We start from the raw sequence: 13,421 nt of genomic DNA, 5'->3' as shown, positions 1-13,421 counted from the left end.
GCCTTCTTTCTTCAGCAAAATATTTATCATAAGTATACAACAATAAAAGAGAGGATTCTCAAATGAAAATCCTCTCTCGTTTATCCCATAAAAGCCCGATTGATTCAACTAATTAAAGTTTCACTTTATGCTGCGACTTTTTTATGCGTATGATGTTTACGATAACGTCCACGCATTGCGTATGCAATTTGCGGGATTGCAATCCCGATTAAAATAAGTGATACACCGAACCATTGTGAAGATAGTACAGCCTCTTTTAAAACGAATACTGACATAATTGTTGTAACTGGTAGTTCCGCTGCACCAAGAATAGTTGCTAAGCCAGAACCGATTTTTGGAATACCGATTGTAAAGGCAATAGATGGAATTACGATACTAAATGTTCCTAATCCTAAACCGTATTTCCAAAGACCTTGAGAAATGGCACCATTAAAAATAAATGTTGGTGGGAATACAATCATGACTAAAGTTAAAGCACCAGTCATTAAGAGAACACCGCGCGGTAATGAAGGTACTTCAACAGCAACTTTTCCGCTTACGAAAATGTATGTTGCGAATGTAACAGCAGATAATAAACCTAAAATGACCCCAGTCGTATCGAAAGCACCTACTGATTGTTCAAGTAAACCACTTGATAAAAATGTCCCTACAAGTAAGAAAATAACAGAAATAACTTTTTCTCTTGAAGGTAATGTTTTTGTTGCGACTGCTTCAATGATAATTCCGACCCAAACGAATTGGAATAAAAGAATAATTGCAATAGAAGCTGGTACAGTTTTTAATGAAGCATAATAAAAAATTCCGGTAAAACTTGCAGATGTTCCTGCAACGAATAAAAGTAATGCTTGCTTTAAAGGAACGCGATGTCTAGAAAATAGAAGTGTAATAGCAAGCAAAATAATCCAACCGAACAAATATTGGCTGCCAATTACCTCTCCAAGTGAAAATCCTTCTGCATATGCAAGCTTAACAAAAATAGCTAAAATTCCATAACTACACGCTCCTAATAAAACTAAAAGAGAATAACGAAGCATGAAAAATTCCTCCCATCTATATGAAGTTATTCCGTATCGAAAATATATAACTAGAGGGAAGTATACAAAATTAGAAATAAAGGGTCAAATGAAAGAAAAGTATGACATTTTATAGAATAATAATAAAAGTATGATATTTATGCATAATCTTGAAATTTTTAATAGTAGAAGTATTATAAAATAAACTTTGCATTGTATAGAGATAGCATTTGAAAAAAATATTTTTTAAACCAATATGTATATAGACGTACTAGTAACGTGCTAATTATTTGAGAAACTATGTTACCTTTGTTATGGTAATAACAATTAAAGGAGTTTTATAATCCATTTGGTTTTTTTCTATATAATAGAAGGAAATGAAAACGTTTTATTAGAAACTGTGAGGAAGTGCGGTTTTTCTTATTGCCACGTTGTAAAAGTGATTTCACGAATTGTTCATAGTATTTTTATGTGTTTTTGTTACAATATTTAGGGAGAGGAGTGGAATGATGCAAGATATTAGTATTTTTTTAGCGTTTGGCGCCGGGTTCTTATCATTTATTTCCCCATGTTGCTTACCGCTTTATCCGGCATTTTTATCGTACATAACAGGTATGTCGGTTTCTGAATTGAAAGAAGAAAATGCAATGCTTCGCAAAAGAAGTATGATACATACAGCGTTTTTCTTACTTGGATTTTCAATTATATTTATTGCAATTGGATTTGGTACAAGTTTTATTGGAGGAATCTTTACTGACTATAAAGATTTAATCAGACAGTTAGGTGGTATATTTATCATCGTGTTCGGCTTAATTATTGTCGGGGTGTTTAAGCCGAAATTTTTAATGCAAGACCGTAAATTTACATTTAAAAATCGTCCAAGTGGCTATTTTGGATCAGTACTAATCGGATTAGCTTTTGCAGCAGGGTGGACGCCATGTACCGGACCAATTCTAGTGTCTGTAATTGGATTAGCAGCAACAAATCCAGAATCAGCAATGATATATATGATTGCTTACATACTTGGATTTGCAATCCCGTTTTTCGTACTGTCATTCTTTATTACGAAAATGTCTTGGATTAAAAGAAATAGTATGGCCTTCATGAAAGTCGGAGGATATATTATGATTGTTATGGGTGTCTTCCTATACTTTAACTGGATGACGAAAATTATCGTATATTTCTCAAGTTTATTTGGTGGTTTTACTGGTTTTTAGTATTATTCTGCGAAAATGTTGGAAATACTAACGGAAAAGCATATAATGAAAGTATATTTTGCATATAGCCACAAAAAAGGATGAGAAAATATGAACATAGTTCTTTTATCAAGTATCGTTGCTGTTTGTATGGCTGTCGGTGCGATGTTTATTCGTTTAAAAGCAGCTAAGAAACCTGCAACATTGAAAAAAATTATACTTCCACCATTTTTTATGAGTACGGGTGCATTGATGTATGTTTTTCCTGAATTTCGATTAACTCCAGCAGAAATGTTAGAAGCAATTGGTGTCGGTTTGATTTTCTCTATTTTTCTTATTAAAACATCTAAATTTGAAATTAGAGGACAAGAGATTTATTTGAAGCGTTCAAAAGCCTTTGTTTTCATATTAATTGGATTACTTGTAGTGCGGATTGTATTTAAAACCTACTTAAGTCAATCTCTTGATTTAGGACAACTTAGTGGCATGTTCTTCTTACTTGCGTTTGCGATGATTGTGTCATGGAGAATTGCAATGTATCGTTCCTTTACGAAATTACAGAAGGAAATGGAAAAAGAAGATGGTTTTTATAATGAAAAAGATATGAAGCTAACTTAAAAACTGTATATGTACCAAATAAAAAGACAGCGTCAAAGGCGCTGTCTTTTTTATCGAAAATAATATGAAGTTACTTTGCGAGTAAAGATCGATAGTTAGAATAATCAATCTTTTTTTCTTGTAGTTTTTTTATTAAAAATTTATGATCACGCTTTGGTGTGGCAATGATATATCCCTTAATAATTAAGTCTTGTGTAATTTGAGAGGCATTTTCTTGTAATGCAAGTTCCCCGATTTTTCCAGCAATCTTTGATTTTGCAACATCACGAAATAGTTCTGGAACAGGACTTACAAGCTCTTCTAACAATTGTTTTTGTTCATCAGCCCATAAATGTCTCGTTTTATTTATGTAGTGTTCTTCCCAATCCAAAATGGACATGCCGTCTTCTTTTGGTAATCGTTTCAGGAATTTTCTGAACATAAAGTATCCACCGATAGACATAAGCCCTAACAAAATAACCGTCCATAATACAATGAACCAACTGAACCATCCTTCGAGCAAGCATATCCCCCCTTAATGATAGCGGTTTTCTTTTATTCATATTATATACAGTGAGATTCATAGAAAGCAAGAACGCTTGGTCATTTTGACCAAGCGTTATAGTTTAAACGAAGTATAGTTGTTCAACACATAAATTATTATTATCGTCTTCAACATACTCAATAATAAGTGTGCCAACTTTACGATCTTTATCTTCAGTTGTGAAAATAGAGTAAGAAGTAAAACGTGTTTTTGATAGGCCGCTTATATGTGTAGGTAAAGAAATGTAGTCGTTATCGCGGAAGAATTCCATCAGTTCAATATCCTCAAATTCTTTTCGGTCAACTTGTTTGTTTGTATAGCGGCGTTGAAGTTGTTTTAAAGATTCATTCCAAGAAATTGCTTTTGTGTCGTATACCATTGTTCTATCTCCTTACTGTATGTAATTATTAAGAACATACGTTCTAATCTAGTATACTCTTTTTATTAGAAAAGGGAAAGCAAAAAATAATGTAAGCTTGGATTTCCAAGCTTACATTATTGATGCGTCCGTCATAATCTCTATTTTTCATTATAAGTTAGATAAGAATAAGAAACAAGATGATATATATAATGTTGAGAGTTTTCAAGATTCTGTATATTATAGGTGTACTAAAGTGTAAGGGAATGAGAGGCGTGGCATACGTAATTTCACTGCAAGGGCCGATGGCTAGCGGAAAAACAACATTAGCAAAAAGGTTAGAAAAGAGAGGGTTTCGAGTTATATATGAAAATCCATATCCAATTGTAGAGAAGCGAAAATAAAGGAGTTTCAAAATGTGAAAGATTCAGTCGTAATTTTTGATCGCGGACCAGAAGACATTGAGTTTTTTACACTCTTTTATCCAACGATTATAGGAGAAGAGTGGGATATAGAAACTGAATTGAAAGATGAATTATATAAATTAAGAGCATGCCGTTCGGATGTGATTTTTTACTTAGATGTTACGAAAAAGAATGTATATGATAGAAAAAATAATGATAGAACAAGAAACAGAAGTACGTTTGAGGAGCAATTTAAATTAGTAGAAACTGAAAAAGACTGGTATAAACAATTTCCTGTAACTTATGTGGACACGAATAGATTAACAGTGGACGATTTAGAGGTATATTTTATGGACTGGTTAAAGGAGAGAGAGCTATGAAAAAAATACTTTTATTTGTATACCCAACATTTGCAGAGTTTGAAATAACAGTAGCAACGGCATTGCTGAAAAATAAATATGAAATCATTACAGCGGGCTTAACTAAAGAATTGGTTATAAGTGAAACTGGATTGCAAGTGCAGCCGCATATAGAAGTGAGTGAAGCACGTGTAGATGGGTATGAGGGGATACTTATTCCAGGTGGAGAAGAAGGACAGTTGGAAGATGCAAAACCTCTTTTTCCAATCATTCGTCAATTTCATGAACAAGAAAAATTAGTGGCGGCAATTTGTGCTGGACCGTATGCACTAGCAAAAGCAGGGTTATTTAAAGGGATTTCTTATACTGCGACTATAGATTATCAAAAATTTGATTGTTTTCCAGTAGAAAATTTCGTGTATGAAGAAGTTGTGCAACACTCAAATATCATTACAGCACAAGGGCATGCATTTGTACCATTTGGAATAGCAATTGCCTCTTATTTTGGAGTGGCAGACGAACATAATACAGATTTTTATTGTGGTAAAGGCAATGTAGTAATGGAGAAACTTTTACGAGAAAACGTGTAAAAGCTAGCAAATGCTAGCTTTTTTCTTTTTTACACCGATAAATTACTAACGTTTTTGGATCGCGCCATATACCGTTATGGAGAGATAATTCCTTGTTGATTTCTTTTGTTAGCCATTCTTTCATCTCGGCTTGAAGATACATATTATCGGGTATATTTAGCGATGGAAACATGCTGGAAATATAGCTTACTATTGGGGTAGCGTGATGAAAAACGAGCGCATTATGAATAACTGTTTCTTCAACCGTTGGAAAAGCAGATGCTACTATCACTTTACCATTTTCTAAACAAAATGGAGAGACTGCTGGTGATGTTTTCGGTAGATCAAATGCGTCAAGCATGTTGTTACACATTTCAACTATACGAGGTAATGAAACTTTAGAATTTGTTGTAGCTAAAAGTGTTCCGCCAGGACGAATGACTTTATAAAAGCCTTGAACTGTTTTTTCAACATCTTTCACATGGTATAACATATGTCTTGCAATTATTAGGTCATAACAATTTGTTTCGAAAGGAAGTTTACTAGCATCCCCTCGTTTCCATTCTATTAAGTTATTTGTTTTAGCAGCTTCAGCAAGCATAGCTTCGGATTGATCAAACCCGGTTAATGTGCCTTTATGACCATTTGTTTGTAAAAGGGAAAGGAATTTTCCGCTAGCGCACCCAACCTCTAATATATTTTCTTCCCCTTGAAGTTGTAAATGTTCAATGACGATCTTATCTAAATCTACGTGTTTTTCTTCGTAATGTGTATGTGTGTCGATGCGTGTTTGTAAATGGTTGCTAACGTTATACTGACGTTTTACATCATTCATTTTGTCACATTCCACCTTTGTGCAAAATTGTTGGATTGCATGTGTTAATATATCTGTTTTCTTTAAACCTTCGTAATGGAGTGCTGATTCAAACCTTTTAAGTAATTTCTCTTCAATTCGAAAATGAATATCTTTTCGTTTTGCCACTGAAATTTCGCCCCTTTGCATCTGTTAGTGAGACTATAGCATGCTTGGAAATTTTGTGTAAATCATTTGTGTACACAAAATTATGGGGATGAAAAAAATGTTTGAATATGATTTTAAACTATTGACGATTTAAACGTTTTCATATATTCTTAAATTAAGTAATATTCAAATAATTCAAAAGAAATGAGAGAGTCACATGCTTCTTCAAGGAACACATCGAATTGGTCGTATGGCCATGCTGTTGGCACTTGCGGATGAGAATGAAAGTCCTGTATTATCCATTCCAAAAGGTTGGAAGTATTGTACGGGGAAAGTGGGTTCGATGAATTCGCAAAAGGTTGTCGCAGCAATGGAAACAGCGGCTAAAAGCAACCAAGTTATTGAAACAGACGTTTACAGAGAAACACATGCACTTTATCATGCAATTATGGAAGCTTTGTACGGAGTGACGAGAGGTCAAATTCAGTTAGCAGACGTTCTTCGTACAGTAGGACTTCGTTTTGCGATTGTGCGCGGTACACCATACGACGGAAAAAAAGAAGGCGAATGGGTTGCTGTTGCATTATATGGAACGATTGGTGCACCTGTAAAAGGATCTGAGCATGAGGCGATTGGTTTAGGAATTAATCACATATGATTTGCCCATAGTCTATTAGTTAGAAGGGGGCCTTACTTTTTTAGGACAGAAGTCTGTCTTAAAAAGATAAGGTCCCCTTTTGCCTTTTTAAGGAGGAAAAATGATGATTACGTTAACAGGACATACATTGACAGTTGAAGAAATGAAGAAGTTATTACTGGAAGGAGAAGGTGTAACAGCTTGTCCAACTAGTATGCAAAAGGTAGCGGAGTGCCGCGAAGTAGTTGAGAAAATTGTAGAGGACGGAAAAGTCGTTTACGGTATTACAACTGGATTTGGAAAGTTTAGTGATGTGCTTATCCAAAAAGATGATGTAAAGGCACTTCAACATAATTTAATTCAGTCACATGCATGCGGGATTGGTGATCCATTCCCGGAAGAAGTATCACGCGGAATGTTAATTTTACGAGCGAACACGATGCTTAAAGGAGTATCAGGCGTAAGGCCGCTCGTTGTAAATATGCTTCTTGAGTTTGTAAACCGTAAAATTCATCCAGTCGTTCCGCAACAAGGCTCACTTGGTGCAAGTGGCGATTTAGCACCTTTATCTCATCTTGCGCTCGTATTATTAGGCGAAGGTGAAGTGTTCTATAAGGGGAAACGCGTTCATGCAATGGTTGCTCTTACAGAAGAAGGGCTTGAGCCAATTGAACTTGAAGCGAAAGAAGGTCTTGCGTTAATTAATGGTACGCAGGCGATGACAGCACAAGGAGTTCTTTCTTATATAGAAGCAGAAGCAACGGCGTATCAAGCTGAACTAATTGCTTCGATGACAATTGAAGGGTTACAAGGCATTATTGATGCATTTGATGAAAATGTTCATAAAGCACGTGGTTATAAAGAGCAAGTGGAAGTAGCGAGCAGAATTCGTGACATCCTTCACGATAGTAAATTAACAACAAAACAAGGAGAATTACGTGTACAGGATGCCTATTCACTTCGTTGTATCCCGCAAGTACACGGTGCTTCTTGGCAAGTTTTAAATTATGTAAAAGAAAAATTAGAAATTGAAATGAATGCAGCAACAGATAATCCGCTAATTTTTGATGGCGGAGAAAAAGTAATTTCAGGTGGTAACTTCCATGGTCAACCGATTGCGTTTGCGATGGACTTCTTAAAAGTAGGAATGGCGGAACTTGCAAATATTTCGGAGCGCCGTATTGAGCGTTTAGTAAACCCGCAATTAAATGATTTACCACCATTTTTAAGTCCAGAACCAGGACTACAGTCAGGTGCAATGATTATGCAATATGCTGCAGCGTCGCTTGTTTCTGAAAATAAAACGTTAGCACATCCGGCGAGTGTAGATTCAATTCCGTCTTCTGCTAACCAAGAAGATCATGTAAGTATGGGAACAATTGCTTCACGCCATGCACATCAAATTATTCAAAATGCAAGACGTGTTCTTTCTATTGAGATGATTTGTGCAATGCAAGCAGCAGAATATCGCGGAATTGAAAACATGAGTACAGTGACGAAGAGCTTCTACCACCAAGGTCGTCAGCAGGTGCCATCTATTAAAAATGACCGTATATTCTCAACAGATATTGAAAATATTGCGCATTGGTTAAAAACGAATTATTCGATAAAAGAAAGATTAGATGTAAACGCAGCACTATAAAATGAGAAAAGGGAGAGATTGAAATGGAAAAAGTACAACAAACAATTCGCGCGCCAAGAGGTACAGAGTTACAAACGAAAGGATGGGTGCAAGAAGCTGCACTTCGTATGTTAATGAACAATTTAGATCCTGAAGTTGCTGAAAAACCAGAAGAATTAGTTGTATATGGCGGAATTGGCCGTGCAGCTCGTAACTGGGAAAGCTATCAGGCGATTGTAGATTCATTAAAAACGTTAGAAAGTGATGAAACGTTACTTGTTCAATCAGGAAAACCAGTTGCCATTTTTAAATCACATGAAGATGCACCTCGCGTTCTGTTAGCGAACTCAAACTTAGTACCGAAATGGGCAAACTGGGATCACTTCCGAGAACTAGAGAAAAAAGGTCTTATGATGTACGGACAAATGACAGCTGGTAGCTGGATTTACATTGGAACGCAAGGGATTCTACAAGGAACATATGAAACATTTGGTGAAGCGGCTCGTCAACATTTCGATGGTTCATTAAAAGGTACATTAACACTTACTGCTGGCTTAGGTGGTATGGGTGGTGCACAACCTCTTGCTGTAACGATGAATGGCGGTGTTGTCATTGCTATTGATGTAGATAAGCGTAGTATCGATCGTCGTATTGAAAAGAGATATTGTGACATGTACACAGAATCATTAGAAGAAGCATTAACTGTTGCGAACGAGTATAAAGAGAAGAAAGAACCAATTTCAATTGGCTTGTTAGGAAATGCGGCAGAGATTTTACCAGAACTAGTGAAGCGTAATATTACGCCAGATTTAGTTACGGATCAAACATCTGCTCATGATCCATTAAACGGTTATATTCCAGTAGGTTACACGTTAGAAGAAGCAGCGAAACTTCGTGAAGAAAATCCAGAACGTTACGTACAATTATCAAAAGAAAGTATGACAAAACATGTGGAAGCAATGCTTGCGATGCAAGAAAAAGGCGCAATTACATTTGATTATGGAAATAATATTCGCCAAGTTGCTTTCGATGAAGGTTTGAAAAATGCTTTCGATTTCCCAGGATTCGTTCCTGCATTTATTCGTCCATTATTCTGTGAAGGAAAAGGACCATTCCGCTGGGTGGCACTTTCTGGTGATCCAGAAGATATTTATAAAACAGACGAAGTAATTTTACGTGAGTTCGCTGATAATGAACATTTATGTAACTGGATTCGTATGGCACGTCAACAAGTTGAGTTCCAAGGACTTCCATCACGTATTTGTTGGTTAGGTTACGGTGAGCGTGCGAAATTTGGTCGCATCATTAATGAAATGGTTGCAAATGGTGAATTATCAGCACCAATCGTTATCGGTCGTGACCATTTAGATTGTGGATCAGTAGCATCTCCAAACCGTGAAACAGAAGCGATGAAAGACGGTAGTGATGCAGTAGCAGATTGGCCAATTTTAAATGCATTAATTAATAGTGTAAACGGTGCAAGCTGGGTGTCTGTTCACCACGGTGGCGGCGTTGGTATGGGATATTCACTTCACGCTGGAATGGTTATCGTTGCAGATGGAACAGAAGCAGCAGCAAAACGTATTGAGCGTGTATTAACTTCTGACCCTGGTATGGGTGTTGTTCGTCACGTGGATGCAGGATATGACTTGGCAGTGGAAACTGCGAAAGAAAAAGGCGTTAACATTCCAATGATGAAATAAGGAGGAGAAAACATGCTGGACACTTTACTAATAAATATCGGTCAATTACTAACAATGGATCAAGAAGATGGCTTGTTAAGACGGGAAGCGATGAACACGCTTCCTGTTATCGAAAACGGTGCGGTTGGAATTGAAAATGGTGTAATCACTTTCGTTGGAACAGTGGAAGAAGCGAAAGGACTTCAGGCGAAAGAAGTTATTGATTGCGGCGGGAAAATGGTTTCTCCTGGTCTTGTTGATCCGCATACTCATCTGGTATTTGGTGGATCTCGTGAAAATGAAATCGCACTAAAATTACAAGGAGTTCCGTACTTAGAAATTTTGGAAAAAGGCGGCGGTATTCTTTCAACTGTAAATGCAACGAAACAGGCGTCGAAAGAAGAACTTGTTCAAAAAGCGAAATTCCATTTAGACCGTATGCTATCTTTCGGAGTTACTACTGTAGAAGCGAAGAGTGGTTACGGATTAGATGATGAGACGGAATGGAAGCAATTAGAGGCAACAGCACAATTACAAAAAGAGCATCCGATCGATTTAGTTTCAACATTTTTAGGTGCTCATGCAGTTCCGAAAGAGTATAAAGGTAAATCGAAAGAATTTTTACAATGGATGTTAGACCTACTACCAGAAATGAAAGAGAAGCAATTAGCGGAGTTCGTTGATATTTTCTGTGAAACAGGTGTGTTCTCTGTCGAAGAGTCAAAAGAGTTTTTATTAAAAGCGAAAGAGCTTGGCTTTGATGTGAAAATTCATGCAGATGAAATCGACCCTCTTGGTGGTGCGGAAGCAGCGGCAGAAATCGGTGCAGCATCAGCAGACCATTTAGTTGGCGCTTCTGATAAAGGAATTGAAATGCTTGCAAACTCGAGTACAGTAGCCACTTTATTACCAGGAACAACTTTCTATTTAAATAAAGAAAGTTTTGCTCGCGGTCGTAAAATGATTGATGAAGGTGTTGCAGTTGCGTTAGCTACAGACTTTAACCCAGGTAGCTGTCCAACTGAAAATATTCAGCTTATTATGAGCATTGCGATGCTAAAACTGAAAATGACACCAGAAGAAGTTTGGAATGCCGTAACAGTTAACTCATCATATGCCATTAACCGCGGTGATGTAGCTGGGAAAATTAGAGTTGGTCGTAAGGCAGATTTAGTTTTATGGGATGCTTACAATTATGCTTACGTACCGTATCATTACGGCGTAAGTCATGTGAATACAGTATGGAAGAATGGTAATATTGCATATACAAGAGGTGAACAATCGTGGAGCACGGCCACTATTTAAAGAAAAATGCAAAGTTTATTGATCGTGAAGTGACAAAATGGAGTGAGATGATTAAAGATTGGGAGGAAGGCGTAGAAATATTCGGTGCTGCCTTAATTGGAGCACCCCTTTCTAAACCATCTATTAGTCATTCAGGAGCAAGTTTTGCTCCAAAGACAATTCGTGCGATGTTAGATGCATATAGCACATATGCAATTACAGAAGAACACGATATGAAAGAAAGTGTCTTATATGATTGCGGCGATATTACGATGCATGTGACGGATATAAAAGAAAGTCATAAACGAATTGCGAAAACAGTTGGGCATGTAACGAAAGTAAACCCGAACATGATACCAATCGTTCTTGGCGGTGACCACTCGATTAGTTTTCCGAGTATAACAGGTTTTGCAAACAGTAAAGGAAAGGTCGGAATTATTCAATTTGATGCTCATCATGATTTACGTAATTTAGATGATGGAGGCCCGTCAAATGGTACACCATTCCGTAGTTTACTAGAAAATGATGTCATTGCAGGGAAACAACTTGTTCAAATTGGAATTCGTAATTTTTCTAATGCACGTGCGTACCATGAATATGCAATAGAGCATGGTGTAACAGTGTATACAATGAAAGACGTACGAGAGCGAGAAATAAAAGATATTATCACGGAAAGTATTGAAGTATTAAGAAATCAAGGTGTGACTTCTATTTATATTTCTCTTGATATGGATGTGCTAGACCAAGCGTTTGCACCAGGTTGTCCAGCAATTGGGCCTGGTGGAATGGATAGTACGACTTTACTAGATGCGATTGAATTCCTTGGTAAAGAACCGCTCGTTCAAGGGATGGATATAGTAGAGATTGATCCAACTCTTGATTTCAGAGATATGACGAGTAGAGTAGCAGCGCAAGTGATTATGAGTTTTCTTTTAGCGAGGGAAACGGTTAGTAAGCAGGTTAGTATATAGACGGAAAAGTAGATATTTATTTATGCCTTATCAAAAACACATTACTACTGAAATGTAGTGATGTGTTTTTGTGTTAAAGGAGAATGAATGTGTGTGGAACCGTTAATGGAATTGCGATTTTTATAGTGTATTGTGTAAATTTAATTTCTTGCTTCTGAAGTGTTGACGCGTAAAATGATTTTATGATAAAATAAAAATTTTGCCAAAAAACTAAAAGTGTGTTAAACTTGATAAGGTTACCATATATGGAGGTGGATTATTTGTTTCAAATTGGCGATAACATTGTTTATCCAATGCAGGGAGCAGGTATAATTAAAGCCATAGAAGAGAAGGAAATCTCAGGAGAAAAACAACAGTATTATGTTATAAAAATGTCGGCTAGTAATATGGAACTAATGATTCCAACAGGGAGAATATTGAATTCGAATATACGACCAGTTACGGATATAACCGCATTAGCACACATAATGGATATTTTTCAACATGGGGAATCAGATAGATTACTTACGTGGAAACAAAGGTATAAATTGAACACTGATAAAATAAAGACGGGTAAAATGCAAGAAGGTGCTGAAGTTGTGCGTGATTTAATGCGTATACAGAAAGAAAAAGCACTTAATGCAAGCGAAAAGAAGATGTTAGATAACGCATATGAATTTTTGATTAGTGAACTGGGATTAATTGAAGGTATCACAGAAAATCAGATAAAAAGCTTTTGTTAAGGTTCATTACAAATAATGTATTATATCCCAAAAAAGATCTTGAATTTTTTGGGAACATAATTATAGAAAATTTATCATTTCAAAGACATTCAACTCTTTCAAACCACTTTTAGAGCATTACCTCTATTGTTATTACTACAATCAAATCCATTTTTATTTTTTAATTTCATTTATGAATGTTCGAAGTTTAATTGAATACTTCGATAAAATAGTTACTTGATTTTTGCAATCCTGATTCACACTGGCACGGACGAGGAGCCGTAAGGATGAAAGAGAGGTAGGGCTTTCATTGTTTTAGGTATATAAGTTATTATTTTTAGAAGAATACTGAACCATTTTCACTTCTATTGATAAGGTGTTTTTTACTAAAGAGATAAACGAATTGACAGCCATATATGGTCAACAAAAAAGGTTTCCTCCTAAGGAAACCTTTTTAATATTATTTACAGCATTTTATTTTTTGGATATTCGAATTTTTTATTGTAAATTCGTAAAAATTGACG

The 13,421-nt window shown here is 36.1% G+C and carries 14 protein-coding genes and 1 pseudogene; 11 read left to right on the top strand and 4 right to left on the bottom strand.

Annotation, left to right across the window (positions count from 1 at the left end; translation table 11 throughout):
- Positions 1–125 precede the first annotated feature (125 nt).
- Complete coding sequence (locus MKY21_RS18330; RefSeq protein ID WP_000947046.1) at positions 126–1,034, bottom strand: EamA family transporter; 909 nt, start codon at positions 1,032–1,034, stop codon at positions 126–128.
- Positions 1,035–1,356: 322 nt separating this feature from the next.
- Between MKY21_RS18330 and MKY21_RS18325 the strand changes: the two genes are divergently transcribed.
- The 3 genes from MKY21_RS18325 (at position 1,357) to MKY21_RS18315 (ending at position 2,827) form a co-directional block, all read left to right on the top strand.
- The gene (locus tag MKY21_RS18325) at positions 1,357–1,506 is read left to right on the top strand and encodes a peptidase T (RefSeq protein ID WP_080008939.1); all 150 of its coding nucleotides are present in this window, start codon (positions 1,357–1,359) and stop codon (positions 1,504–1,506) included.
- 16 nt (positions 1,507–1,522) lie between these two features.
- A complete protein-coding gene (ccdA, locus tag MKY21_RS18320) occupies positions 1,523–2,230 on the top strand; it encodes a cytochrome c-type biogenesis protein CcdA (RefSeq protein WP_001152676.1) in 708 nt (235 codons plus the stop codon).
- Between the two features lie 90 nt (positions 2,231–2,320).
- On the top strand, positions 2,321–2,827 hold the full coding sequence (locus tag MKY21_RS18315) for a CcdC family protein (protein WP_001028440.1): 507 nt from the start codon (positions 2,321–2,323) through the stop codon (positions 2,825–2,827).
- A 70-nt stretch (positions 2,828–2,897) separates the two neighbouring features.
- Here the strand turns inward: MKY21_RS18315 and MKY21_RS18310 are convergent, their stop codons facing one another.
- Together MKY21_RS18310 and MKY21_RS18305 are read right to left on the bottom strand one after the other, a co-directional pair.
- Positions 2,898–3,329, bottom strand: coding sequence for a DUF2621 domain-containing protein (locus MKY21_RS18310; RefSeq protein WP_000889373.1), 432 nt, complete (start codon positions 3,327–3,329; stop codon positions 2,898–2,900).
- A 103-nt stretch (positions 3,330–3,432) separates the two neighbouring features.
- A complete protein-coding gene (locus MKY21_RS18305) occupies positions 3,433–3,729 on the bottom strand; it encodes a hypothetical protein (RefSeq protein WP_000262400.1) in 297 nt (98 codons plus the stop codon).
- A gap of 245 nt (positions 3,730–3,974) precedes the next feature.
- Between MKY21_RS18305 and MKY21_RS18300 the strand changes: the two are divergent.
- Together MKY21_RS18300 and MKY21_RS18295 are read left to right on the top strand one after the other, a co-directional pair.
- A pseudogene (locus tag MKY21_RS18300) lies at positions 3,975–4,492 on the top strand (ATP-binding protein).
- Positions 4,489–5,061, top strand: a complete 573-nt coding sequence (locus tag MKY21_RS18295; protein ID WP_086392624.1) for a DJ-1/PfpI family protein — start codon at positions 4,489–4,491, stop codon at positions 5,059–5,061. Before MKY21_RS18300 ends, MKY21_RS18295 begins: the two are co-directional and overlap by 4 nt.
- A gap of 13 nt (positions 5,062–5,074) precedes the next feature.
- On the opposite strand, the gene MKY21_RS18290 is transcribed toward MKY21_RS18295, so the two are convergent.
- A complete protein-coding gene (locus MKY21_RS18290; RefSeq protein WP_103572849.1) occupies positions 5,075–6,022 on the bottom strand; it encodes a class I SAM-dependent methyltransferase in 948 nt (315 codons plus the stop codon).
- 196 nt (positions 6,023–6,218) lie between these two features.
- Between MKY21_RS18290 and hutP the strand changes: the two genes are divergently transcribed.
- The 6 genes from hutP (at position 6,219) to MKY21_RS18260 (ending at position 12,918) form a co-directional block, all read left to right on the top strand.
- Positions 6,219–6,659 carry a hut operon transcriptional regulator HutP gene (gene hutP / locus MKY21_RS18285; RefSeq protein ID WP_000926516.1) on the top strand — a complete coding sequence of 147 codons (441 nt, stop codon included), beginning with the start codon at positions 6,219–6,221 and terminating at the stop codon, positions 6,657–6,659.
- Between the two features lie 103 nt (positions 6,660–6,762).
- The gene (gene hutH / locus MKY21_RS18280) at positions 6,763–8,280 is read left to right on the top strand and encodes a histidine ammonia-lyase (protein WP_030027194.1); all 1,518 of its coding nucleotides are present in this window, start codon (positions 6,763–6,765) and stop codon (positions 8,278–8,280) included.
- A gap of 23 nt (positions 8,281–8,303) precedes the next feature.
- On the top strand, positions 8,304–9,962 hold the full coding sequence (gene hutU / locus MKY21_RS18275) for a urocanate hydratase (RefSeq protein ID WP_053512829.1): 1,659 nt from the start codon (positions 8,304–8,306) through the stop codon (positions 9,960–9,962).
- 12 nt (positions 9,963–9,974) lie between these two features.
- Positions 9,975–11,246 (top strand): imidazolonepropionase, encoded by a 1,272-nt coding sequence (hutI, locus tag MKY21_RS18270; RefSeq protein WP_016118465.1) that lies wholly within the window; start codon positions 9,975–9,977, stop codon positions 11,244–11,246.
- A complete protein-coding gene (gene hutG, locus MKY21_RS18265; RefSeq protein WP_000399826.1) occupies positions 11,225–12,196 on the top strand; it encodes a formimidoylglutamase in 972 nt (323 codons plus the stop codon). Before hutI ends, hutG begins: the two co-directional genes overlap by 22 nt.
- Positions 12,197–12,456: 260 nt before the next feature.
- Positions 12,457–12,918, top strand: coding sequence for a CarD family transcriptional regulator (locus MKY21_RS18260; protein ID WP_000486328.1), 462 nt, complete (start codon positions 12,457–12,459; stop codon positions 12,916–12,918).
- Positions 12,919–13,421 lie beyond the last annotated feature (503 nt).

Source organism: Bacillus sp. FSL R9-9497, from assembly GCF_038005805.1.
In the GTDB taxonomy this organism is placed as follows: domain Bacteria; phylum Bacillota; class Bacilli; order Bacillales; family Bacillaceae_G; genus Bacillus_A; species Bacillus_A cereus.
The sequence above is the reverse complement of the archived record's forward strand: the minus strand, read 5'-3'. Positions and strand labels throughout refer to the sequence as shown.